Annotated in this window: 18 protein-coding genes; 13 read left to right on the top strand and 5 right to left on the bottom strand. The window is 43.6% G+C overall.

The annotated features are described in order from the left end of the window. Positions 1-81: 81 nt before the first annotated feature. Both BIZ38_RS03270 and BIZ38_RS03265 read right to left on the bottom strand, forming a co-directional pair. Positions 82-744, bottom strand: coding sequence for a response regulator transcription factor (locus BIZ38_RS03270; RefSeq protein WP_054552322.1), 663 nt, complete (start codon positions 742-744; stop codon positions 82-84). A gap of 112 nt (positions 745-856) precedes the next feature. Beyond that, positions 857-3,148: a TonB-dependent receptor gene (locus BIZ38_RS03265; RefSeq protein ID WP_166341221.1), complete on the bottom strand. Its 2,292-nt coding sequence runs from the start codon at positions 3,146-3,148 to the stop codon at positions 857-859. 295 nt (positions 3,149-3,443) lie between these two features. Here BIZ38_RS03265 and BIZ38_RS03260 point away from each other — a divergent pair, with 295 nt between their 5' ends. The 13 genes from BIZ38_RS03260 to BIZ38_RS03200 all read left to right on the top strand — a co-directional run bounded on the left by BIZ38_RS03260 (position 3,444) and on the right by BIZ38_RS03200 (position 18,063). Further along, positions 3,444-4,745: a GntP family permease gene (locus BIZ38_RS03260; protein WP_054552324.1), complete on the top strand. Its 1,302-nt coding sequence runs from the start codon at positions 3,444-3,446 to the stop codon at positions 4,743-4,745. A gap of 9 nt (positions 4,746-4,754) precedes the next feature. Beyond that, positions 4,755-5,942: a homoserine O-acetyltransferase family protein gene (locus tag BIZ38_RS03255; protein ID WP_187489542.1), complete on the top strand. Its 1,188-nt coding sequence runs from the start codon at positions 4,755-4,757 to the stop codon at positions 5,940-5,942. Positions 5,943-5,946: 4 nt separating this feature from the next. After that, on the top strand, positions 5,947-6,708 hold the full coding sequence (locus tag BIZ38_RS03250; RefSeq protein ID WP_054552326.1) for a 3-hydroxybutyrate dehydrogenase: 762 nt from the start codon (positions 5,947-5,949) through the stop codon (positions 6,706-6,708). A gap of 9 nt (positions 6,709-6,717) precedes the next feature. Further along, the gene (locus tag BIZ38_RS03245) at positions 6,718-7,425 is read left to right on the top strand and encodes a CoA transferase subunit A (protein ID WP_187489541.1); all 708 of its coding nucleotides are present in this window, start codon (positions 6,718-6,720) and stop codon (positions 7,423-7,425) included. 11 nt (positions 7,426-7,436) lie between these two features. Next, entirely contained in the window at positions 7,437-8,096 is a 660-nt protein-coding gene (locus tag BIZ38_RS03240; protein ID WP_187489540.1) for a CoA transferase subunit B, read from the top strand. A 227-nt stretch (positions 8,097-8,323) separates the two neighbouring features. Continuing rightward, positions 8,324-9,565: an OprO/OprP family phosphate-selective porin gene (locus BIZ38_RS03235; protein ID WP_175079423.1), complete on the top strand. Its 1,242-nt coding sequence runs from the start codon at positions 8,324-8,326 to the stop codon at positions 9,563-9,565. Positions 9,566-9,577: 12 nt separating this feature from the next. Further along, the gene (locus BIZ38_RS03230; RefSeq protein WP_370625277.1) at positions 9,578-10,543 is read left to right on the top strand and encodes a Bug family tripartite tricarboxylate transporter substrate binding protein; all 966 of its coding nucleotides are present in this window, start codon (positions 9,578-9,580) and stop codon (positions 10,541-10,543) included. Positions 10,544-10,552: 9 nt separating this feature from the next. Beyond that, positions 10,553-11,017, top strand: a complete 465-nt coding sequence (locus BIZ38_RS03225) for a tripartite tricarboxylate transporter TctB family protein (protein WP_054562934.1) — start codon at positions 10,553-10,555, stop codon at positions 11,015-11,017. 3 nt (positions 11,018-11,020) lie between these two features. Beyond that, a complete protein-coding gene (locus BIZ38_RS03220) occupies positions 11,021-12,559 on the top strand; it encodes a tripartite tricarboxylate transporter permease (RefSeq protein WP_054552331.1) in 1,539 nt (512 codons plus the stop codon). Positions 12,560-12,573: 14 nt separating this feature from the next. Next, positions 12,574-14,196: a sensor histidine kinase gene (locus BIZ38_RS03215; RefSeq protein ID WP_187489539.1), complete on the top strand. Its 1,623-nt coding sequence runs from the start codon at positions 12,574-12,576 to the stop codon at positions 14,194-14,196. Positions 14,197-14,233: 37 nt separating this feature from the next. After that, positions 14,234-14,962 (top strand): response regulator, encoded by a 729-nt coding sequence (locus BIZ38_RS03210; RefSeq protein WP_054552333.1) that lies wholly within the window; start codon positions 14,234-14,236, stop codon positions 14,960-14,962. A gap of 209 nt (positions 14,963-15,171) precedes the next feature. Further along, on the top strand, positions 15,172-17,259 hold the full coding sequence (gene fusA, locus BIZ38_RS03205; RefSeq protein ID WP_062566304.1) for an elongation factor G: 2,088 nt from the start codon (positions 15,172-15,174) through the stop codon (positions 17,257-17,259). A 387-nt stretch (positions 17,260-17,646) separates the two neighbouring features. Beyond that, positions 17,647-18,063 carry a hypothetical protein gene (locus tag BIZ38_RS03200; protein ID WP_138618514.1) on the top strand — a complete coding sequence of 139 codons (417 nt, stop codon included), beginning with the start codon at positions 17,647-17,649 and terminating at the stop codon, positions 18,061-18,063. A gap of 43 nt (positions 18,064-18,106) precedes the next feature. Here the strand turns inward: BIZ38_RS03200 and BIZ38_RS03195 are convergent, their stop codons facing one another. The 3 genes from BIZ38_RS03195 to BIZ38_RS03185 form a co-directional block, all read right to left on the bottom strand. Further along, on the bottom strand, positions 18,107-20,884 hold the full coding sequence (locus tag BIZ38_RS03195; protein ID WP_054552336.1) for an ExeM/NucH family extracellular endonuclease: 2,778 nt from the start codon (positions 20,882-20,884) through the stop codon (positions 18,107-18,109). A 131-nt stretch (positions 20,885-21,015) separates the two neighbouring features. Further along, the gene (gene hemB / locus BIZ38_RS03190; RefSeq protein WP_054552337.1) at positions 21,016-22,026 is read right to left on the bottom strand and encodes a porphobilinogen synthase; all 1,011 of its coding nucleotides are present in this window, start codon (positions 22,024-22,026) and stop codon (positions 21,016-21,018) included. A gap of 13 nt (positions 22,027-22,039) precedes the next feature. Beyond that, positions 22,040-23,896, bottom strand: coding sequence for a diguanylate cyclase (locus BIZ38_RS03185; RefSeq protein WP_054552338.1), 1,857 nt, complete (start codon positions 23,894-23,896; stop codon positions 22,040-22,042). Between the last annotated feature and the right edge of the window lies 1 nt (position 23,897).

The raw sequence follows: 23,897 nt of genomic DNA, 5'->3' as shown, positions 1-23,897 counted from the left end.
CAATAACTTTTTGTTTTTTGGAACGTGAGCTTTTCCCACTACTGGGAAAGCGAGTTTTAAAACTGGGAGTGAATGCTTAAATTAGCTTTCTTCGATTTTGCCAACCTGCGAAAGCTGATTAAACAAAATGCCCGCTTGAGTACGATTATAAACATTGAGTTTGCGTAAAATCGCTGACACATGTTGTTTGATTGTGGTTTCTTGAATCGACATTTCAAAGGCGATTTGTTTATTCAATAAACCGTCGGCAATCATTGCAAGTACGCGGTATTGCTGCGGAGTTAGTTTTTCGAGGTTACGAGCAAATTCGCTTTGTTCGTCGTTGATCACCACATCGGTTAAATCTACTTCAGGTGGTAACCAAGTGTCGCCATTGAGTACATGACTAATTGCTTCACTAATAACATCTAAAGAAGATGACTTAGGAATATAGCCAGCAGCGCCAAGGCTCATCGCTTGTTTGATTATGGCGGGTGTCTCATTGGCAGAGACCATGATTACCAAGATATCAGGGTAGTGGTTACGCAGTTGCGAAAGGGCTTGCAGGCCATTTGCACCTGGGATCGTAAGGTCTAAAAATATCAGTTCAATCTCAGGGTGAGCGCTTAACAGTGCAAACAAACCATCAATGTCACTGGTTTCTTTAATATGTTCTTCTGGCACTGATGTCGCGGCAGCTTGACGCAGCGCACTTCTAAATAACGGGTGATCATCGGCGATTATGGTGTTCACAGCTAAAGACATTCCCTCGATTCTCCAATGCGTTATGTTATAAGTGATTTTGCCTTTTGAAACAAGGTTTGCCTGAGGGGAAGTTTCAGACAAACCTTTCTCACACAAGGATTTAGATTCTATTTTAGAAACGGTAACCAACAGTGAAGGCTACAGTGCGAGGGTCGCCGTAGTAACCAATCAGGGTATTATCACCACCTAAACCTGGGGTGTATTTGCTGGTATCTGTTGGATCTGTTGGATCAGGTGCTACGAACTGGTAACCACCAATCATGTACTCTTCATCCGTTAAGTTTTTACCGTAAAGACCAGCCGTCCAGTGACCATCTGTGCTGTACCAAGTAATACCCATATTAAAGATACCGTAAGCATCTTGCGTTAATAGGCTATCTTCTTCGAATAGCGCGTAGTCGCCTCTGTGGTAGTAGTTACCATTGACAACAAAGTCACCCATTTCTGTGTACATACGGTACGTTGCACCCAGATTAAAGGTTAAATCTGGTGTGTTTGATACCGTAAAGCGGTCTGATTTATCGAATGCTTCACCGGTTTCTGGGTCGTAATCAATTACGTTATCGAAGCTACTATCGATGTAACCCACTGACGCATCAAAGCTGAGTGATTCTGTTGCAACATAGTTTAGTTCAAGCTCGATACCATCTGATGTTGACTCACCAATGTTACCTAAGCGTTGGTTTAGATCTGCTGCGCTGTCACCCGGTAATACCGAAATATATTGACGGTCTTTATGGTCAAGGGTGAATAACGTGACGTTTGCACGTAAGTTGTTGTTCCACTCACTCTTCATACCGATTTCGAATGAATCAACGATTTCTGGTTTTGCGGCAGGCTCTGCAGTGGTTGCACGAGGGTTGAAAGTACCTGACTTAAAGCCTTGCGCGTAACTTGCAAAGAACATGATGTCACGATTGTACTGGTATTCAACGCCAGCACGTGGTGTGAAGCGTGACCATTCTTCTTCATCATCGAGTACAGTTGGTACAAGCTGACCTTCTGGGCGAGTGTAACCTGGCACCCAACCTGATTCTGGGTAAACAATGTCAAAGATTAGGCCATTGTTAACCTGTGCTTCTTTTTTGTCTTTGGTGTAACGTGCGCCGAGTGTCATTGACCATTTATCTGTTAAATCAATCGAGCTTTGGATATACGCTGCTTTACTGTTTGAGTTACTACAGCCGCTTACTTCACGAGTCAGACCCGGAGCACCTAGACTTTGACCTAAGATACCTAAAATAGCCTCAAATTGACCGCAAGATTCACCATCATAGTAGTAAAGACCTGAAACCAATTTGTAGTTATCGCCTTGATGATTTAGCTGCAACTCGTGAGTCGTTTGCTCATCATCGTAAATAGCAGGTACGTCGAAAATTTGCAGTGACGTGTTATCAAAGTCGATATTGGTTGGTGAGTAGCTCTCACGGCTTGAACCGATATATTTAATGCTAGTGCTGTCAGTCATATCCCAACGAGCAGTTAAGCTGTAACCTTCGAGTTCAACTTTATTCCATGTTGGTAAGCTGGTGTAAGAGTCATACACGCTGTCTGGAACTGGTGCATCAGTAAGAATACTTGGTAGTAAACGGTAACCACCTTTTGCGTTTGATTTGTCTTCTGTTTTATCCCACGCGAGGCGGAAGAATAAGTCATCAGTCGGTGTGTATTCGAGTGTAACACGAGCTGCGGTTACGTCTTTGTTGTAGTTTTCGCGGTCTTGGTTATCAAGAGCCGATGTTAAAAACTCACCAAAGCCATCACGGTTAAGCGTTGCAAAACCAAAACCCACGTAAAGTTTTTCGTCAACAATCGGTAATTGGCCAGTGATTTTTAAATCTTTTTGGTTATAGCTACCTACAGTGCCTTGAATATTTAATGTTGCATCACCGCTCATTTCTTTGGTGACGTATTTAATGGCACCACCAATGGTATTTTTACCGTAAAGCGTCCCTTGCGGGCCGCGTAATACTTCGATTTGTTGAACATCAAGTAGATCAAGCACGGCACCTTGAGGGCGAGCAAGATAAACATCATCAATATAGATACCTACACCCGGCTCATAACCCCAAAGTGGATCTTGTTGACCTACACCACGAATAAACGCAGTAATTGTAGAGTTAGTACCACGGCTTGCTTGCAAGGTAGTATTTGGCGAGAACTGCTGAACTTCGGTCATAACTACAATGCCATTTTCAGCCAGCTCTTCAGCACCAATTGAAGTGACTGCGACTGGCACTTCTTGCAGGTTTTCAACAGTTTTACGTGCTGTTACCTGAATACGTTCAAGTTCACCTTTTTTTGCTGCAGGTTCGGCTTGTTCTGCCGCTTGAGCACTGACACCTGCCAAAGCAAGTGATACAGCCAGAGTAAGTGGCGCGACTTTTGGGTTAAGCTTTATCATGTTGTATTCCTTGTTATTGTTGTCATTAGTCTTATGGCCACTCACATCGATGTTGCCGAAGACTGAATAAGATTTGCCCGTGTCACCTGTCAATTAATGTAGAAGATAGTTGCAAAAATTGAATTAGTACCATAGTGCTATACCCGTCACAGCCCTTTATTTATCAAGCAATTAAGCTATTTTTAAAGCAGATAGTACCTTAGTGTTATGTATTTTTTGAACGCTTAGGGTAAGACTGAAAGCATTATTCCGATGTCACCTCATCTGTGTAATAACAATAATTATAGGAATGTCTATGCTGAGCATGATAGGACTGTTAGGCGGTTTAATACTGCTGATCATTTTAACGCTGCGTGGGGTAAATTTATTTATCGCTGCGCCAATCTGTGCACTGTTAGTTGCACTTAGTAGTGGCATGGCCATTTTCCCTGTATCGGCAGATACAAACTTTATTAACGCCTATATGGATGGCTTTGCAGGCTTCTTAAGTGCGTGGTTTTTTATGTTCTTACTGGGGTCGTTGTTCGGTAAATTCATGGAAGACACCGGTGCTGCAGACAGTGTTGCAAGCTACATTGTGGGTAAACTAGGTATGAAGCACGCCGTTCTTGCGGTTGTGATTGCCTGTGCTGTTTTAACCTACGGTGGCGTGAGCGTCTTTATTGTTGCGTTTTCCGTTTATCCAATGGCATTAAGTCTGTTTAAAGATGCAAACTTACCGCGCCGCTTTATTCCAGCAACGCTGGCATTTGGTTCGGTGACCTTTACCATGACTTCGGCAGGCTCGCCAGAAATTCAAAACTGGATCCCGGTTAAGCACCTTGGTACGTCACCCTATGCAGCGTGGGAAGTGAGCTTAGTGGTCGCTATTTTCATGGCGACAGCAGGTTACTTTTGGTTGAACAAGATGATCAAAAAAGCCGTTGCTAATGGCGAAACCTTTGAAGCGCGTGATGATGATCCTGTCATTATTGAACGTCGTCGTCCGCATCCAATTACGGGTGTGATCCCACTGATTGTGGTGCTACTTTTATCATTTACGCTACATGATGTACTGCAGCAAACCGCGCTTATTGTCGCTTTGCTTGGTGGTGTACTGAGTATTGTGATTATCAATTTTAAGCATTTTCACGATATGGGTAACGCTATTAATGTTGGTACAACCGGCGCTTTAGTGGCAATCGGTAATACCGCTGCTGTGGTTGGTTTTGGCGCTGTGGCGAAAGTATCACCGGCATTTACCGCCGCTGTCGATGTGATGACCCATATGCCGGGGAATGAGTTGGTTGGTGCTGCCGTGGCTGTGAGTGTGATTGCCGGCTTAACAGGATCTGCTTCTGGCGGGCAAGCCATTGCATTACCGCTTGTCGCACCGGGTTATTTAGACATGGGTGTAAACCCTGAACAACTGCACCGAGTAGTGGCAATTAGCTCTGGAGCCCTCGATACCTTGCCGCATAATGGTTATGTGGTCACAACAATACGCGCTATCTGTAAAGAAACGCATCAACGAGCGTATTGGTCAATGGCAGCGCTGACGGCGGTCATTCCGCTTATCGGTGTCGCATTGGCACTCGGACTCTTTATTTTCTTTTAAGGAACAGCAATGAAAACCAAATTAATAATTTTGATATGGCTGGTTGTATTTAGTAGCACCGCGTTTGGCGCTGCAAACAAAGCCGACACCATGCTGGTGGAAAAACAGCATTTTACGACAAAAGATTTTACCACCGTGTCTGGTGTGACATTAGAGCAAGTTGATATTGGCTGGGAAAGCTACGGTAAACTAAACGCCAATAAAGATAACGTGATTTTAATCACTCATTACTTCTCTGGTACTTCTCATGCCGCAGGTAAATATAAAGCAGATGATGCCCTACCGGGTTATTGGGATGCGATTATCGGCCCAGGTAAAGCTATCGATACCAATAAATATTATGTGATTAGCTCAGATACCTTAGTAAATGCCAACTGGCATGATGAAAATGTCATTACCACAGGCCCTGCGTCAACTAATCCAAAAACAGGCAAACCTTATGGTTTAGATTTTCCTGTGGTTACGATTACTGACTTTGTGAATGTGCAAAAGCGTTTACTCGACAGCCTAGGTATCACTAAGTTACATGCTGTGATGGGTGCATCAATGGGGTCGTTTCAAGCACTTGAGTGGGCTACTCGTTACCCAGATAAAGTAGAGCGTTTAATTCATGTGATTGGCGCTGCAACGATGGATGCATGGACAGTCGCTGCACTTGAAAAATGGGCGTTACCAATTCGTCTAGATAAAAACTGGCAGCAAGGTAATTACTACGGCAAAGAGCGCCCGTTAGATGGTTTAGCGGCAACCATGCTTAATATTACGCAAGATGCGATGCATCCAATTATTTATAACGCGAGCTTCCCTGACTTTAATGTATTGGATGAAGGTGCATTAAAAGATATTCGTACCTTGCCTAAGTTAAACCAAGTACTCGCTCAGCGCGCAATGGCACGAGCTAAAACCCAAGATGCAAACCATGTACTTTATTTGGTCCGGGCATCACAACTATTTACCGCTGGTATGCAAAGCGATTTAACAACGGCACTTAAAAATGTCTCTGCCAAAACATTATTACTACCCGCAACGAACGACTTACTGCTTCGCCCTGAAAACATGCGCACCGTTTTTGACACCATGAAAGCGGCAGGTAAAGACGTTGAGATTTCAGAAATTGAAGGGGGCTGGGGACACCTTGATGGCATTTTCTCAATCGCCCCGAAAGCGCAGCTTATCAGTGAGTTTTTAGAGGAGTAACCCGATGAGCAAAACAGTTTTAATTACCGGTGCAGCCAGTGGGATTGGTCTATATGTTGCTCAGCAACTGGCGATGCAAGGTCACACTATTATTGTGACTGATTTAAATCAGCAAGCTGCACAACAAGCGGCGGCAGGCATTGTTGAGCAAGGTGGTAGCGCCGAAGGGTATGCGCTTAATGTGGCTGATAGTGATGCAATAGAGCAGTTTTTCACTGAGCTTAATCAGCCAATTGATGTACTTATTAATAATGCGGGTATTCAGCACGTTGCGAAGCTTGAAGATTTTCCTGCTGATAAATGGCAGTTCTTACAGCAAGTTATGCTCGTTGGCCCGGCGATGATGACCAAGGCGGTACTCCCTCGCATGCGTGAGCAAGATTTTGGTCGCATCATTAATATTGGCTCAATTCATGCCATGGTGGCGTCTAAATATAAGTCGGCTTATATCGCTGCAAAACATGGCTTAATCGGCTTTGCTAAAACCATGGCACTCGAAACTGGTGATGCCAACATCACGATTAATACTGTGTGCCCAGCCTATGTAAAAACGCCGCTTGTGGAGCAACAAATTGCCTCGCAAGCCAAAGAACATGGCATTTCTGAGCAACAAGTGATCGACACAATTATGCTAGCACCGATGCCGAAAAAAGCATTTATCGGCTTAGATGAGATCCTGCATACCGTTAGCTTTTTAATGGCCGATGCAGCACGCAATATTACCGCCCAAGCAATCGCCATTGATGGCGGTTGGACTGCACAATAGGAGGAGCCAATGGCAGGTTTTGATAAAGTAGTTACAAGTTATAGCGAAGCAATGGCTGGCCTTGAAGATGGCATGACAGTGATAGCCGGTGGATTTGGCTTATGCGGTATTCCTGAAGGCTTGATTACGCAAATTAAACGTCAAGGCACCCGAGATTTAACCGTGGTATCGAATAACTGTGGTGTTGATGGTTTTGGTTTAGGGGTGCTACTTGAAGACAAGCAAATCAGCAAGATGGTTGCCTCTTACGTTGGTGAAAACGCGTTATTTGAGCAGCAACTATTAAATGGTGAACTAGAAGTTGAGCTGACACCGCAAGGCACCTTAGCTGAAAAAATGCGTGCTGGCGGCGCGGGTATTCCTGCATTTTATACCGCAACGGGTGTCGGTACACCGGTGGCTGACGGTAAAGAAACCCGCAATATTAATGGTCGTGACTATTTATTGGAGCCAAGCATTACTGGCGACTTTGCGATAGTTAAAGCGTGGAAAGCAGATCGTTATGGTAACTGCATTTATCGTCATACGGCGATGAACTTTAATCCGATGGCAGCAACCGCTGGCAAAATTACGGTTCTTGAAGTTGAAGAAATTGTTGAGCCAGGGGAGCTAGAGCCAAGCCAAATTCACACGCCGGGTATCTATATTGACCGAGTGATTAAAGGTGAATTTGAAAAGCGCATCGAGAAAGTTACCACTAAGCAAGAGAATCAATAAGGAGCACGCTGATGGCATTATCACGAGAACAAATCGCTAAACGCGTGGCGATGGAACTACAGGATGGTTACTACGTTAACTTAGGTATAGGTATTCCAACCTTGGTCGCTAATTATGTCCCTGATGGCATCGAAGTGATGCTGCAATCAGAAAATGGTTTACTCGGTATGGGGCCATACCCAAGTGCAGACCAAGTTGATGCTGATATGATCAACGCAGGTAAAGAAACGGTCACCGCTGCAACGGGGGCGGCTATATTTAGCTCCGCAGAAAGCTTTGCCATGATCCGCGGCGGCCACGTTGATTTAACCGTGCTGGGCGCGTTTGAAGTAGACCAAAACGGCAACATAGCCAGTTGGATGATCCCGAAAAAGCTGGTTAAAGGGATGGGCGGTGCGATGGATTTAGTGGCCGGTGCTAAAAACATTATTTGTACCATGACCCATGCCAACAAGCATGGTGAATCAAAACTGCTGACCGAATGTAGTTTGCCGTTAACGGGCGTTGGTTGTATCAATAAAGTGATCACCGATTTGGCACTTTTAGAAATTAAAGACGGTGCATTTCATTTATTAGAGCGTGCTCCGGGTGTTTCGGTTGATGAGATTATTGCTAAGACACAGGGCAAACTTATTGTCTCTGAAGACATTCCTGAGATGACTTTTAGCTAGTTTTGCGATTTTTAAGCAGCTAATTAGCCTAGATTTTATACTAGCCCCCAGTAATGTGCTTTTTGTTCATGGGTTTTATGAACAGAAAGCCATTTATCACCATCAATGCAACTTACCCCCTAAACATTTCGTTAATCTATCGTTAACACTATGCTCCAAACCAGATCGCCATTTGCAGTAGGCCGATCAACGACAACAAATAATTATAATCTGGTGTGGAGTAATTCATGAAAGCAAGTAACACACAGCTCGCTTTAGCCGTTGCAGCGGCGTTAGCAAGTACATCAGCATTCGCACAAAGCGACACTGAACAACTACAGCAACAACTCGATGCACTTCAAAAAGAAGTGGATTCATTAAAAACATCTAGCGGCTTCAACCTAGAATTTGGTGGTCGCGTGCAACTTGATTACAACTATTTCGACGGTGCTTACAATGCCGACAATGATGGCGCTGGAGGCAGCGACTTCTTCCCACGTCGTATCCGTACTTATGTTGAAAGTGAACATGGCAACTGGGATCACAAATTACTACTCGAATTTTCTGAAGGCACGGCTGAAATCGTGTTAGCGCGGGTACGTTATGCATTCGACAACGGCTTAAAAGTAAAAGCCGGTAAAATCCGTGAAGACATGTCGCTCAATGCGCTAACCAGTTCTAAACACATTAATACCATTGAGCGTAGCACCCTTGCTAACACCTTCTCGCCTTTCTTCCGCTGGGGTATATCGGCTTATCAATACTTTAAAGATTCAGGCTTACGTTACGCCGTGGGTGTTTACAAAAACGATGCGTTTGGTGCATCGGGCCATGACGAAGATGACAAACTGACATTGGCTGTAACAGGTCGCTTAACCTGGTCAAGTGCAGCGCCGGGTGATGTGATTCATTTAGGTGCTTGGCACTCTTATCGTGATATGGGCGACAATGATTTAAGCGCTCGTTTTGCCCGTGGTGAAGTGCGTGAAACCAATGTTCGCTTAGTGGATTACGCAGTCGGTGGTGAAGCCGCAGCGCTAAATAGCATGTCGCAAAGCGGTCTTGAGTTTGCCTACCAAGCGAATGCATTCACTCTAGAGGCTGAATATGCCAGCCGTTACCTTGATACGGTTGATAGTAGCAACGAACTTGATGGTGAACGTTTTGATGGCTTTCATGTATCGGCAAGTTACTTCTTAGGCGGTGAGCAGCGCCGTTACAAAGCAGGCTCTGCATTATTTGTACAACCAAAAGGGATTAAAGATGCATGGGAGCTGGTTGCACGTGTGTCACAAATGAACGCTAGCAGCAAACAGCAAGGTACCGACGTAACCACTTATACATTAGGCACATCATATTACCTAAGCAGCGATATCAAATTTATGGGCAACCTGATTTACAGCGATGTTGATGGTGCCGGTGCTTCTACGCTGGTAGGTGATGAAGATTCAGGTATGGGCATCAGTGCTCGTATGCAGTACTTATTTTAGGAGTCGTGCATTATGACTATGTTTAAATCATTAAAAAGATCTGTTTTAGCAGCTTCATTATTAGTAGCCAGCCCACTGGCATTAGCAAACTTACACTTTTTGGTACCGGGTGGCCCAGGCGGCGGCTGGGATACCACAGCACGTGGTGTTGGTGAAGCAATGGTAAAAGCGGGCATTGAAGATAATGCATCGTTTCAGAATATGTCGGGCGGCGGCGGTGGCCGTGCAATTGCTTACTTGATTGAGTCGGGCACCAAAAAAGGCGATATGTTGATGGTTAACTCAACGCCTATCGTACTGCGCGCATTATCAGGCAAAATTCCTTACAGCTATCGCGATTTAACGCCAGTTGCCAGCATGATTGCTGATTATGGTGCGTTTGTTGTGCGTAATGACTCGCCATTTAAAACATGGCAAGACGTTATTGATGCAATGAAAAAAGACCCAGGCTCAGTAAAAGTAGCAGGTGGCTCTGCGCGCGGCAGCATGGATCACTTAGTGGCTGCACAAGCGGTGAAAGCGGCGGGTCTTGATGGTCGTCGATTACGTTACATTCCTTACGATGCCGGTGGTAAAGCGAAAGCTGGTTTACTGTCGGGTGAGGTCAACTTACTTTCAACAGGCTTAAGTGAAGCACTCGAAGTCGCTAATGGTGGTCAGGCACGTATTTTAGCGGTGACTTCTGCAGAAACATTGCCAGATTACCCAGCAATTCCAACCTTAAAGTCGCTAGGTTACGACATGGAGTTCGTAAACTGGCGCGGCTTTTTTGCAACCCCAGATTTACCAGCAGACAAACTAGCCGAGTACACAGAAAAACTACGTAAGCTGCAGCAAACTCCTGAGTGGGAGGCGGTTCGTGCTCGTAATGGTTGGCTAAATCTATTTCAAGAAAAAGAAGCGTTTATTAAATCGCTTGAGCAGCAAGAAGCGCAATTACGCGTTGTAATGAAAGAACTTGGTTTTATCCGAGGTTAAGGTTAGACGATGTTAAACCGTGAACTAATTGGACCAAGTTTATTCTTGGTCCTCTTTACCCTCTACGCCCTTGTGGCTTGGCAAATTCCACTTATGCCATTTGAAGAGTACGAAAGCGTTACTTCTGCAACCTTACCAAAAGTGTATGCAGTATTCGGTATCGTGGTGTGTGTACTATCGATTGGTGCCAACTTATTAAAGCAAGCGCCTGCAGAAAAAGCAGAGCTACTCAGTAAGGGTAACTTACTACGTACCTTTGCGCTGTTGGTATTAATGGTTGCTTATAGCGCCATGCTTGAACCGTTCGGCTTTTTAATTGCCACCAGTGCCTTTTTAATTACGGGCTTTTTTATCATGGGCGAACGCCGTAAGGCAGTGTTGTTGTTTGCTTCTGTGCCTGTGGCCGTGGTTTTTTGGTTTTTAATGACACAAGTACTGGGCATTTACTTAGTACCTGGCAATCTGTGGAGTTAAGTTATGCTTGATGGAATTATGTTAGGTTTGTCGACCGTACTCGACTGGAACAACTTGTTATATGTGATCGTTGGCTGCTTTGTTGGCACGTTCATTGGTATGCTACCTGGCCTTGGTCCAATTACCGCGATTGCGTTGATGATCCCGATCACTTACAGCATCGGTGCTGATTCGGGCATGATTTTAATGGCCGGTGTTTACTACGGGGCTATATTCGGTGGCTCTACTTCTTCTATTTTGATTAATGCGCCGGGTGTAGCGGGGACAGTAGCGTCATCGTTTGATGGTTACCCACTAGCAAAACAAGGTAAGGCTGGTAAAGCCCTTGCGATTGCAGCTTATTCATCCTTTATAGGTGGGACGATTGGCGCCATTTTATTGATGGTGGCTGCGCCATTATTAGCGAAAGTGTCATTAAGTTTCCAATCGCCTGATTATGTTGTACTGATGTTTTTAGGCTTAACGGCGATTGCTGCGTTCTCTAATAAAGGGCAATTTTTAAAAGCCATGATGATGACGGTATTTGGTTTAATGCTGGCAACGGTAGGTATTGATCCCTCTTCAGGTACCGAGCGCTTTACCTTTGGCCAAGCTGATTTATTAGATGGTATTAGCTTTTTATTAGTAGCAATGGCAACGTTTGCGTTGGCTGAGGCACTGATTAATGTGGCGCGCCCAGAAGCTGAGCCAGATAAAAAAATTGACGATCCTGATACGCCAAAAATTGGTTCAACAAAACTGACTAAAGAAGAAGTCAAAGATATGGCTCCTGTGGTTGGCCGCTCATCTTTACTTGGCTTTATAGTCGGTGTTTTACCGGGCGCAGGGGCAACGATTGCCAGCTTTATGGCCTATGCTACTGAGCGTAACCTTGCTCCAAAAGCACTGAAAGATAAATTTGGTAAGGGTTCAATGCGTGGCTTAGCGGCACCTGAGTCGGCTAATAATGCAGCCTGTACGGGCTCATTTGTACCATTACTGACTTTAGGTATTCCAGGCTCTGGTACAACAGCGATCATGCTAGGGGCATTAATTGCTTACGGTATTCAGCCGGGCCCTATGTTAATGCAAGAAAACCCAAGCGTGTTTTGGGCAGTTATTGTCAGTATGTACTTTGGCAACATTGTACTGCTGATTTTGAATCTGCCGTTGATCCCATATTTCGCTAAAGTGTTGGCAATGCCTAAATCTGTGCTGACCGTGATGATTTTATTCTTCAGCTTAATTGGTGTGTATTTAGTGTCATTTAACACCTTTGATTTATTTATGATGGTGGGCTTTGCGCTGGTGGCCTTGGTGCTTCGATTGTTAGCTTTCCCGATGGCACCTTTATTACTTGGCTTTATCCTCGGTGATATGATTGAGCGAAACTTCCGCCGTGCCATGATGATTTCTGATGGTTCGCTGAGCTTTTTATGGGACCGCCCATTAACACTGAGTATTTTTGTGATTTCGATCTTAGTGTTGTTGTTCCCACTGAAAGACTATATTGTCCAACGTCGTAAAGAAAAAGCAGCTACGCAAGCAGAGCAACATGCGTAGAACAAGGCACTGATATGAGATACACCAATAAGCTAAACCCATTTCAGCATATGGTTAAAAAACCTAAGCGCTTAGAAACGCGACTCATTATTTGGGTTACCGGTCTATGTGTTTTACAGGCTGTGTTGTTTGGCGCATTGGTGTATCAGATCACTGCAGAAAGCTTACATAACCACATGGGTGATAAAGCGCTTGCGCTCGCAACCAGTATTGCCTCACGGGATGATGTGCAAAGCGCATTGCAAACCAAGCAAGGGCTTGATGAGTTAAATACGCAAATTGAGCATATTCGTGAACTCACCGCTGCCAGCTTTATCGTAATTGGCGATAAAAATACTCGCCGCATTGTTCACCCCGACTCTGACAAGCTCGGTAAGCCGATGGTGGGTGGTGATAGTAAAGCGGCGCTACGTGGTGAGCGGTATGTGTCGATTGCAAAAGGGAGTTTGGGCGAGTCTATTCGTGGCAAAGTCCCTGTGCTTTCAGAGCAGGGCGAAGTTATCGGCTTGGTTTCGGTTGGCTTTTTAGTGCAGTCAATTGAACCGCTTATTCGTGCTCGCAGTGCTGAAATTATGCTTTGGGGCTTGTTGTTAGTGGGCTTGAGCATTCTGGCTGCGGTATATATCGGTCAACGGGTACGTAACGCTATTTTTGGTTTACAGCCTGACGAAATAGCACGGTTGTTCTCGGAGCAAGATGCTATTTTGAACACTGTTCGTAGCGGCATTATCGCTCTCGATCCTGAGGGTAACGTGCGTAACTTAAACCAACGTGCTTGCGAAATTCTCGGTAAACCGATTAGCTGTATTCATCAGCCTCTTAAGCTTGCAGATTTGCTTCCTGAACATAGCGAGTTTTTGATGCATAACCAACAGCGTCCGATTGTAGGTTTTGAATTGTTTGCCGCCGATAAACGCATTGTGTTGTCGCGATATGCATTGCAAGTGCAAGGTCAGGCTGATGGTATTTTGTTGAGTATGCGCCCTGCGGATGAGCTTGAATATTTATCGCAGCAATTAACTAAAGTGCAAGCCTTTGCTGAGTTATTACGAGTGCAAACGCATGATTACTCGAACAAGCTAAACTTAATTGGTGCGTTAATTCAAATGGGGCAAACGGATCAGGCAATTGAGTTAATTGGTCAAGAAAGTAAAGGCTCGCAAGCGCAGATCCATCATTTACTCGAAAGGATCCAAGATCCGGTACTAGCAGGTTTATTGGTTGGTAAATACCACAAAGCCCGTGAATTAAACGTGATACTTGAGCTTAATCCAGATAGCTTATTAGGATCGATCACCCGTAAAGATATGCTTGAACGGGTTGTCTCGATACTTGGCAATTTGATTGATAACGCAATTGAAGCTGCTATTCGAGCTAGCGATACACGTACCCCTAAGGTTCGTGTTACGGTTGATGAAACCAGTAAAACACTATTGTTTGATGTTGAAGACAGCGGTTTTGGTTTAGGCGATGACAAGGATGTGATATTTACACCACAATACAGTTCTAAGTCAGGGGCTGAGCATGGTATCGGCCTTTATTTGGTCAAAACCAACTTAGATTCGTGTCGTGGTAGTTTAGAAATAGGTGAGTCTGATCTGATGGGGGCACGCTTAAGTGTCTACATTCCAAAATAATAAAAAATGATCAGCCTATAAATAAAAGGTAAAGAACATGACTTACTCAGTTGTCATTGTTGAAGACGAAGTTGAAGTAGCCCAATTATTGGCGCAATACTTATTACTTCCTCATGGCGTTGCTGGCCAACAAGGGGCACGGCAAACTCTACGTCAGGGGCAATATCAGGTTGTTGGTATTGCAGGCAATCTTGCCACCGCGAAAGCGTTATTATCGGCGATTAATGCCGATTTAATTTTGCTCGATATTCATTTACCCGATGGCAATGGCCTTGATTTACTTAATGAATTACGCCGCGAAGAAATGAAAAGCGAAGTAATGCTATTAACCGCAGCAAAAGAAGTAGAAACACTGGAAAAAGCCATGCAACTTGGCGCCTGTGATTTCTTAGTTAAACCATTAATGCTAAATCGCTTAGATCAAGCGCTGGCGCGATTCGAAGCAAGGCAACAATGTTTATCAGATGCCGATGAAGTAACCCAATCTATGGTCGATACTTTATTTGGATCGCAAGAACAGTTAAAAGCCCCGGTCAGGTTGCCAAAAGGGGTGGATCAGCTTACTTTGCAAAAGATCTTAAAAGCGTTTAAAGCGAATATTGGCACGGCTTTTACTGCTCAGCAAATGGGTGATTTAGTCGGCGTAAGCCGCTCAACAGCCCGTCGTTACCTTGAATACTTGCTTGAAGCTGAGCAAGTCAGTGCTGATCAGAGCTACGGAAGTATCGGGCGACCCGAGCGTTGCTATAAAATGACAAGTAGCTAATCACATCATTTAATAGCCAAATCAGCGCTAAATTAGCGATTTTAGTAGCATAAACTCACTGTTCGGCACGTTAAAAAGTGCCGCTTATCCTGAGCATAGAAAAATTTTATAAAATTGATTGCATTTTAAGCGACTTCGATGGTGATGTTCGCTTTAAGTAATGCTATACTCCCGCCGAATAATTTTTCGACTTTATTAAGAGTAAAATAATGGCAGATTTATCGAAGTACAGAAATATTGGTATTTTCGCCCACGTTGACGCGGGTAAAACTACCACCACTGAGCGTATCCTTAAGCTTACGGGTAAAATTCATAAGACTGGTGAGGTACACGACGGTGAGTCTACTACTGACTTCATGGAACAAGAAGCTGAGCGCGGTATTACAATCCAATCAGCAGCTGTAACTTGTGAGTGGAAAGGCCACCGCTTAAACGTTATCGATACTCCGGGACACGTTGACTTCACAGTAGAAGTATACCGTTCACTTAAAGTACTAGACGGTGGTATCGGTGTATTCTGTGGTTCTGGTGGTGTTGAGCCGCAGTCAGAAACTAACTGGCGTTATGCGAACGAATCAGAAGTTGCACGTGTAATCTTCGTAAACAAATTAGACCGTATGGGTGCTGATTTCTACCGCGTTGTAGGTCAAGTTGAGAAAGTACTAGGTGCTAACCCACTAGTTATGACTTTACCAATCGGTATCGAAGACCAATTCACTGGTGTTGTAGACGTACTTGAGAAAAAAGCATACGTTTGGGACGAGACTGGTCTTCCTGAAAACTACGAAGTACAAGACGTTCCAGCTGACATGGTAGACAAAGTTGACGAATACCATGAGATGCTTGTTGAGTCTGCTGTTGAGCAAGACGAAGACCTAATGATGGCTTACATGGAAGGTGAAGAGCCTTCTTTAGAAGACATCAAACGTTGTATCCGTAAAGGTACTCGTGATCTTGCGTTCTTCCCAACATACTGTGGTTCTGCATTCAAAAACAAAGGTATGCAGTTAGTATTAGACGCGGTTGTAGATTACCTACCTTCGCCTACAGAAGTTGACCCACAACCTCTAACTGATCCTGAAACAGGTGAGCCTACTGGTGAAGTAGCAACTGTTTCTGCAGATGAGCCACTTAAAGCGTTAGCGTTCAAAATCATGGACGACCGTTTCGGTGCACTTACGTTCATCCGTATCTACGCTGGTCGCATGAAGAAAGGTGACACAATCCTTAACTCAGCAACTGGTAAAACAGAGCGTATCGGCCGTATGGTTGAGATGCAAGCTGACGAGCGTAACGAACTTACTGAAGCACAAGCGGGTGACATCATCGCTGTTGTTGGTATGAAGAACGTTCAAACTGGTCACACTCTTTGTGATCCTAAGCATGAATGTACACTTGAAGCGATGATCTTCCCTGATCCAGTTATCTCAATCGCTGTTGCTCCTAAAGACAAAGGCGGTAACGAGAAGATGGGTATCGCGATCGGTAAGATGGTTGCAGAAGATCCTTCATTCCAAGTTGAAACTGACGAAGATTCAGGCGAAACCATCCTTAAAGGTATGGGTGAGCTTCACTTAGATATCAAAGTAGATATCCTTAAGCGTACTTACGGCGTAGACCTAGTTGTTGGTCAACCTCAGGTTGCTTACCGTGAAACTATCACGAAAGAAATCGAAGATAGCTACACGCATAAGAAACAATCTGGTGGTTCTGGTCAATTCGGTAAGATCGATTACCGCATCAAGCCAGGCGAGCAAAACTCAGGCTTCACGTTCTCTTCATCAGTTGTTGGTGGTAACGTACCTAAAGAATTCTGGCCTGCAGTTGAGAAAGGCTTCGCATCAATGATGCAAGAAGGTGTTCTAGCTGGCTTCCCAGTATTAGACGTTGAAGTTGAACTTTTCGACGGTGCTTTCCACGCAGTTGACTCATCAGCAATCGCGTTCGAAATCGCTGCTAAAGGCGCTTTCCGTCAGTCTATCCCTAAAGCGGGTGCACAACTTCTTGAGCCAATCATGAAAGTTGACGTATTCACTCCGGAAGACAACGTAGGTGACGTAATCGGTGACCTTAACCGTCGTCGTGGTATGATTAAAGACCAAGAAGCTGGCGCAATGGGCGTTCGCATCAAGGGTGATGTACCACTTTCTGAAATGTTCGGTTACATCGGCCACTTACGTACTATCACTTCTGGTCGTGGTCAGTTCTCTATGGAGTTCTCACACTACGCACCATGTCCTGCAAACGTTGCTGAAACAGTAATCGCTGCAGAAAAAGAGAAAAAAGCTGCTAAGTAATTAGCCTTTTAACTTCTTTAAAAAAACCCGCACTTGTTGCGGGTTTTTTATTGCCTAAAATAGACCGCTTATTAAATGAATTGGTGTGATACCAACCCGCAATAATACTTAATCATTTTGAGGTTCTATTGCCTCAAAATAGACAACTTAATTAAGCGGATTGGTATGAGTGGTATAAATTATAATATTTTAATTTAAATCTATGATAGGTAAAAAGTAGCGGTTTTATAATGAGTTGTGGTCCAGTTTCTTTTTTCTAGTACAAAAGTATTTTTTTTGTACCTTGTGTCCCTTTTTTAGACTCTGTAAAATAGCAATCGAATGATTCTTTAATCATTTTGTATTAAACGTCAGCTTATTATCATTAAAATTTTAAGATTCAGCCTCATGAAAACGATAAAGTTAAGTCCTAATTGGACTCTACAGGGAACCAAGATAGCGTTTGCTATTCTTGTTTTATTAAGCGTTACTTTTCTTGGAACATCGCTACTTTTGTTTCTTTTACCTATTTTGCTCTTTATAACTATTTTAAATTTCTTACAACTGCGCTTTTTACACTGTTATAAAGCGGGAATTTGTTATTCGCGTGGAATTAAAAAGCGTTATATTAACACTGAAGATATTGCTGCAGTTGAGTTCTCTCAGCTCGCATTTCTAACTATTTTTAAAGTAGATTTAGTAAATGGAAAAAGCTGCCAATTCTTTAATTGGCAAGTTAGCGATGAGCAAAAAATTGAGATTGAAAGACTCTATAAGGCAAAAGCCAACTCTAGAGTTGAATCAGTTTTAGAGTGTGAAATATAAAAAAGGCCGCGATAAGCGGCCTTTTTACTTAATGCGGTGTCGCTTATTTTTTCATGCGACGACGAAGTGCAAATGGTAAAGCAAGTAGACTTAACCAAGCAAATGAACCAGAATCATCATCTTTTGACTCTTCTTCAGTTTCATCTTCTTCAACTTCTTCGGTTACATCATCTGCCACATCATTGGTAATGTTGATGTATAGCAGTTGTGCTTCTGATAAGTTGCCTGCGCTATCTTCTGCACGGATCATTAATGTAAGCTTGTCTTCTTCTTCAAAATCGAGCTCTTTGGCTACTGTGATTTCACCTGTAGCACTGATTGCAATCGCGTCAGCATGCTCACCTTCAATGCTAAAGCTAACGACAGGTGTATAATCAGCGTCACCATCAGAGAAAACAAGTTGACCAATCACAGCGCCTACCTCACTGTTTTCAACGATTTCGAATGATTGCTGAACTTCGATTACTGGCGCTTGTTGTTCTGGAACAGGCTCTGCAGATTGGATATCAACAATCACTGGGTCGTGATCAGATGCACGGTATGCATCGTCAGCGTAAAGGCTAGCTTGTTGTGTCGATGATTTATACTCAAGGTTGTAGTCTAGGCTGATTGGCTCATCGGCATTGATATGCCAATCCGTAGCAGCAACAACTTTAGCAAGCATAGATTCAGAGACTAGTGCGTGGTCAAGGCTACCAATGCGGCCAGAGAAGCTATAAGAATAACCTAATGTGTCGCCGTCTAGTTCAGCAACCGCACTCTTCAGACCTTTATCTGCAAATGCACGGATAGGATCTTCCATCGCGTATGCGTTCATATCACCCACTAGGATGATATCTTCATCTTCAACTTCTGTTGGGTAAGTGGCTAACCAATCAGCATATGCATTTGCACCCGCAACACGGATTTCATTCCAACATGATTGACCATCGCCTAAGTCAGCATTATTACCTTCAGCGCTACCACAGCCGCCTTTAGATTTTAGGTGGGCAACGGCAACAGTGAAGATTTCTTTGCTTTCAAGAGACTGGAAGCTTTGTGCAATTGGCGGGCGATTGCTGTAATCGAAAGGTTCTACTGTGGTATGAGCAGCCTTACCAACTTCAGATACTTTATTTGAGCGATAAATAAGTGCTGTCGTGATTGCATCAGTACCAATTTGGTCAACGCCGAAATCAACGAATGCGTAGGTATTTTCTGCATCTTCATCATTAAGTGCAGATACTAGGCTAGCAATGGCGCTATTTTCACCGAAACCGTCATTTTCGATTTCCATTAAGCCAATCACATCAGCATTTATAGCCGTGATTGCGCTAACTAATTTAGCTTCTTGGCGAGTAAACTCTTCTTCGCTATCTGCACCACGGCTAGTTGGGAAGCCTGCACCTTGGCCGTCGCCATTAAAGTAGTTTAATACGTTAAAGCTTGCTACACGTAGATCTGCATCTTCGTTAAGCTCTGGTGCATCTGTACGAGGGTTAGTTGCAGTGAACTCAGGTTGTACTGTTGGGTGAATACGATAACGGTCGAAGCTGTAACCCATTACACCGGTAATCGTATTAACAGTATCGCCTAAACGTAATGTGTTATAGGCATCAAGGCCCGTACCTGGGTAAGCAATAGGATCAAGGTTTTGCTTTGTTGAACCATCGTCGATTAAGATTTGTTTTTTCAGGTTTTCAGCTTCAACAGCATTTGCTGCATCGCCTGGAAGCGCTACTTGAGTTCCTTGGTATAAACGCTCAGTACCTAAGTCAACTTCACCATAGCGACCAAGGCCGTAGTTGTTATTAACGACTAAAGGTTGCGCGATGGTTACTAACATACCTTCGTAAGCTTCAAGGTCTGCCACGTCAGTAACTGGTAAAGTGATAGCGGTTGCATCAGTAGATAAACCTGTCGCACAGATCTCAACTTGGCTAACATCGCCTAGTTGTGTTGCGCTGTAGTATTCAGCAACGCTACCTTTAACACGCACATGGTCACCAACTGCAACGTCGGTATCTGCGAAATAAACAAATACACCTTCAGAAGTTAGTGGGTTTGTATCAACATCAGCAGCAAGTGAGCTAATGAAGAAACCTTTTAGTTGATCATCACCTTGGAAGTCAGCTGTAACAACACCTTCAACTTCTACTTCAGTGTTAATAAGCGGGCTGTCGCCGCCTTCACCTTGAATTGCGCTGATTAAGGTTTTTGCTGCACCACACTCAAGGGGAGTGACAGGTTCTGGCTCAGGCGTTGGCTCTGTGCTCTCACCATATTGACCAATATTGCTGAAATCGTCTTGGTCGAATTGCTCCCACTCATCGCTTGGGTTGAACGCAGAGGTTGCATCAGTACGGCCTGTAGTAACAGTTGCTTTACGGCGCAGTGTTTTATTTTGTGTTGAAACGCCGCCTTCATCCCATGCTGAACCTGGATCAACGCCCAGTTGACCAAAGCTATCAACAATTGCACCATCTTTAGTTAGCACTAATGCGTCATCACCGTTGAAGTAAGTGATTGTTGATTCAGTATCTGCATTGGCTTTTAACTCATCAGCAGAGCCCGCATTTACAATAACGTAGGTTGCATTTGCTGCAAGAGTACCTGTTAAAGCTAAGCTGTTATTAGGGTCTGCTAGATCGCCATTACCATTTGAGTATAAAGAGATGGTGTAACCGTCAAGCGATAGTTCAGCACTCGATGTGTTGTATAGCTCTACCGCTTTATTGTTAGAGCTTCCTTCAACATATTCAGAGATGATTAGGTTGGCAGAAGCAGGCGCGCTCAGGCTTGCAATAACAAGCGCGAGCGGCGTTAATTTTGTATTTATCATTATTTTTCCCGTGTATGTATTATTAAAGTCCCAATATGGGACACAGTACTTTAAGAAAAATCTATGACAAATTAAATACAAAATGTTAATAAAATAGAAATAATGACCTATTTTAAGAACATTTTTTTAAGTTAGTTGTTTTTTAACCATTTTGCAGCTTGTTTTGCAAAATAAGTCAGGATGCCATCGGCGCCAGCGCGCTTAAATGCTAATAATGACTCCATGATTATTGCATCTTCTGCAAGCCAACCGTTATCAATGGCTGCTTTATGCATAGCATATTCACCGCTTACTTGGTATGCAAATGTTGGTACACCAAACTCATCTTTTACGCGGCGTACTACATCTAAATATGGCATACCTGGTTTCACCATTACCATGTCTGCACCTTCTTGCAGATCAAGGGCTACTTCACGAATCGCTTCATCAGAGTTGGCAGGGTCCATTTGATAGGTCTTTTTATCGGCACCTTTTAAGTTGCCTGCAGAACCTACCGCATCACGGAATGGGCCATAGTAGCTTGAAGCGTATTTAGCTGAGTAAGCCATGATACGAGTGTGGATATGGCCTTCGGCTTCGAGAGCTTCACGAATTGCACCAATACGTCCATCCATCATGTCTGATGGCGCAACTACATCAGCACCCGCTTCGGCATGCGATAGCGCTTGTTTAACTAAGATTTCAGTTGTTACATCGTTAATCACATAACCGTCTTCATCGATGATGCCGTCTTGACCATGAACAGTGAATGGGTCAAGTGCAACATCTGTGATCACACCTAATGTAGGAAAAGCTTCTTTCAGTGCGCGTACAGTGCGTTGTGCTAATGCATCTGGGTTATAGGCTTCTTCAGCAAGAAGGGATTTTTTATCGCTCGGTGTTACCGGGAAAATAGCGACGGCAGGTACACCTAGCTCTACAAGCTCTTTTGCTTCCTCAAGCAACAAATCAATAGAAAGACGATCTATACCTGGCATTGACTCAATGGCTTCGCGGCGGTTCTTACCTTCTAGCACAAATACGGGAAAAATAAGGTCATTTACAGTTAGTTGGTTTTCAGCCATTAGGCGACGAGAGAAGTCATCACGACGCATGCGGCGCATACGTGTATAAGGGAAAAGGTCGAGTCCTGATTGGGCCATGCTTTGTATACTCCTAGTCTGGTAGAGGATAACTCACTACGCGATTTCGACCTGTTTGCTTGGCATGATATAAAGCTTTGTCGGCATAGTCAGTGAAAAAACTTGGGTTATTAATGTCTTCAGCAATTGCGCTGTAAACACCTGCACTCAAAGTAAATTTAATCGTTGTTCCGGCAACTATTATATCAGTATTTTGGGCTGCTTTGCGTATTTGTTCGGCAATTTCTAATGCACCTTCTAGTGGTGTATTCGGTAATAACACTACAAATTCTTCGCCGCCATAGCGCGCCACTTCATCGAGAGGTCGTTTAAGATGCTGTTTGATGACATCTGCAGCTGCTTGAATGGTTTGATCACCGGTTAAATGACCATAGGTATCATTGATTGCTTTGAAGTGGTCAATATCTAACATGATGATAGCTAAAGGTGTTTGTTCACGTCGCGAGCGACGAATATCCATCAATAGTTTTTTATCAAAGTAGCGGCGGTTTTTGGTTTTAGTGAGGGCATCTTCCATATTGAGCTGTTCAAGCTCTCGGTTTTTCTCTTCAAGTTCGCGTAATGTCACTTGTAACTCAAAGGTACGCTCTTCAATATTAGCTTCAAGATCTTGGCGTGCTTGCTCTTGCAGTTCAAGGCGCTCACGCATTAAGGTATCTTGTGCTTTACTCTCTGCTAGTGCATTTTGTTGCGCTGCGACTTCAGCGTCGCGTTGCATCAAAAACAATTTTATTACCGCATAACTCAAGCTCAAGCTACAAACTAAAAAGCAAACGAAGGTGAGCGAAAGCATTCCGATATTTAAATCAAATGGATTAAATACACCGAGTGCACTGTAAACAATGGCACAGAAGAAAGCGAACAAAGCAACAAAAAAGCCAATGCACGGCTGCTTATATTCATGATTAAACTGCTTTAGAGCAATACCTGCAAAAATGATAAGCACCGCAGGTAAACTCAATAAGCAGAGTGTGATAGCAATATGAATAGGCAAAAACCACATTGTTATAGTGGCAAGCACAACTGCCCATGCTAGCCAGTACTGAAAACGGTTTAAGCGAGATTTGGTAAAGCCGAATATATAGCCTTGCAATGGTACAAATAACGCACCACAGATAAAAAATAGAGTTGGGATTGTCAGTTGTTGAAACGATGAGCCACTAGGTTGTAAATAACGATAACCAAAGCCATAAAGGTAAGCCAAAGAAAGCCACAGCAAGGTAAGTAATAATCCTGTATAGGCGAAATAGCGGCGTCTAGAAAAGCCATAAAGCACTAAATTAGTGAGTGCGAGTGATAATATAAAACCGACTAATAAACCGTACAATAAATTAAATTTACTTTTATGCTTTAGGTATTCTGAGGGTTTCCAAAGGCTTAGAGGTACTCTTAAACCCCCATTGTTTTTAACTTTAAGATAAACAACGGAGTGGCTGGCTTTTGGAATGGTTAATGAGACTAACAGAGACTCATTTTTGATTTGCCGATTAGATAATGGGACTGCATCCCCAATCTTTGTGTTAAATAATAATTGGCTACCTTGAAGATGAAACACGCTCACTTCATCGAGTAAAGGGTTATCTATCGATAATATCAGTGGAATAACATCTAATGAGGTGTTTCTTATCGATAGCTTGAGCCACATTGGTTTTAGAGTCATACCTAGATTTAGGGTTTCGCCTTGGCTTGAATGCCAAGTTACATTGTTACTGCTAAAGGCTTGCTGTTGAGTGATAGGATCAAGGGTGTACTCAACATTAAGCGTATGTTGAGATTTGAATTGTGAACTAACAACAATGGAGTTAGCCTGCAAGTAAGGAGTAAATAAAACAACGAAGATTACGCCACAAAGTGACCATAGGCGCTTCATC

The sequence above is a fragment of the Pseudoalteromonas sp. BZK2 genome (genome assembly GCF_014349195.1).
In the GTDB taxonomy this organism is placed as follows: domain Bacteria; phylum Pseudomonadota; class Gammaproteobacteria; order Enterobacterales; family Alteromonadaceae; genus Pseudoalteromonas; species Pseudoalteromonas simplex.
This window is presented reverse-complemented; position numbering and strand designations above follow the sequence as displayed.

Coding starts and splice junctions, on each gene's coding strand:
- BIZ38_RS03270 (WP_054552322.1), bottom strand. CDS start 744: ATGTCTTTAGCTGTGAACACCATAATCGCCGATGATCACCCGTTATTT.
- BIZ38_RS03265 (WP_166341221.1), bottom strand. CDS start 3,148: ATGATAAAGCTTAACCCAAAAGTCGCGCCACTTACTCTGGCTGTATCA.
- BIZ38_RS03260 (WP_054552324.1), top strand. CDS start 3,444: ATGCTGAGCATGATAGGACTGTTAGGCGGTTTAATACTGCTGATCATT.
- BIZ38_RS03255 (WP_187489542.1), top strand. CDS start 4,755: ATGAAAACCAAATTAATAATTTTGATATGGCTGGTTGTATTTAGTAGC.
- BIZ38_RS03250 (WP_054552326.1), top strand. CDS start 5,947: ATGAGCAAAACAGTTTTAATTACCGGTGCAGCCAGTGGGATTGGTCTA.
- BIZ38_RS03245 (WP_187489541.1), top strand. CDS start 6,718: ATGGCAGGTTTTGATAAAGTAGTTACAAGTTATAGCGAAGCAATGGCT.
- BIZ38_RS03240 (WP_187489540.1), top strand. CDS start 7,437: ATGGCATTATCACGAGAACAAATCGCTAAACGCGTGGCGATGGAACTA.
- BIZ38_RS03235 (WP_175079423.1), top strand. CDS start 8,324: ATGAAAGCAAGTAACACACAGCTCGCTTTAGCCGTTGCAGCGGCGTTA.
- BIZ38_RS03230 (WP_370625277.1), top strand. CDS start 9,578: ATGACTATGTTTAAATCATTAAAAAGATCTGTTTTAGCAGCTTCATTA.
- BIZ38_RS03225 (WP_054562934.1), top strand. CDS start 10,553: ATGTTAAACCGTGAACTAATTGGACCAAGTTTATTCTTGGTCCTCTTT.
- BIZ38_RS03220 (WP_054552331.1), top strand. CDS start 11,021: ATGCTTGATGGAATTATGTTAGGTTTGTCGACCGTACTCGACTGGAAC.
- BIZ38_RS03215 (WP_187489539.1), top strand. CDS start 12,574: ATGAGATACACCAATAAGCTAAACCCATTTCAGCATATGGTTAAAAAA.
- BIZ38_RS03210 (WP_054552333.1), top strand. CDS start 14,234: ATGACTTACTCAGTTGTCATTGTTGAAGACGAAGTTGAAGTAGCCCAA.
- fusA (WP_062566304.1), top strand. CDS start 15,172: ATGGCAGATTTATCGAAGTACAGAAATATTGGTATTTTCGCCCACGTT.
- BIZ38_RS03200 (WP_138618514.1), top strand. CDS start 17,647: ATGAAAACGATAAAGTTAAGTCCTAATTGGACTCTACAGGGAACCAAG.
- BIZ38_RS03195 (WP_054552336.1), bottom strand. CDS start 20,884: ATGATAAATACAAAATTAACGCCGCTCGCGCTTGTTATTGCAAGCCTG.
- hemB (WP_054552337.1), bottom strand. CDS start 22,026: ATGGCCCAATCAGGACTCGACCTTTTCCCTTATACACGTATGCGCCGC.
- BIZ38_RS03185 (WP_054552338.1), bottom strand. CDS start 23,896: ATGAAGCGCCTATGGTCACTTTGTGGCGTAATCTTCGTTGTTTTATTT.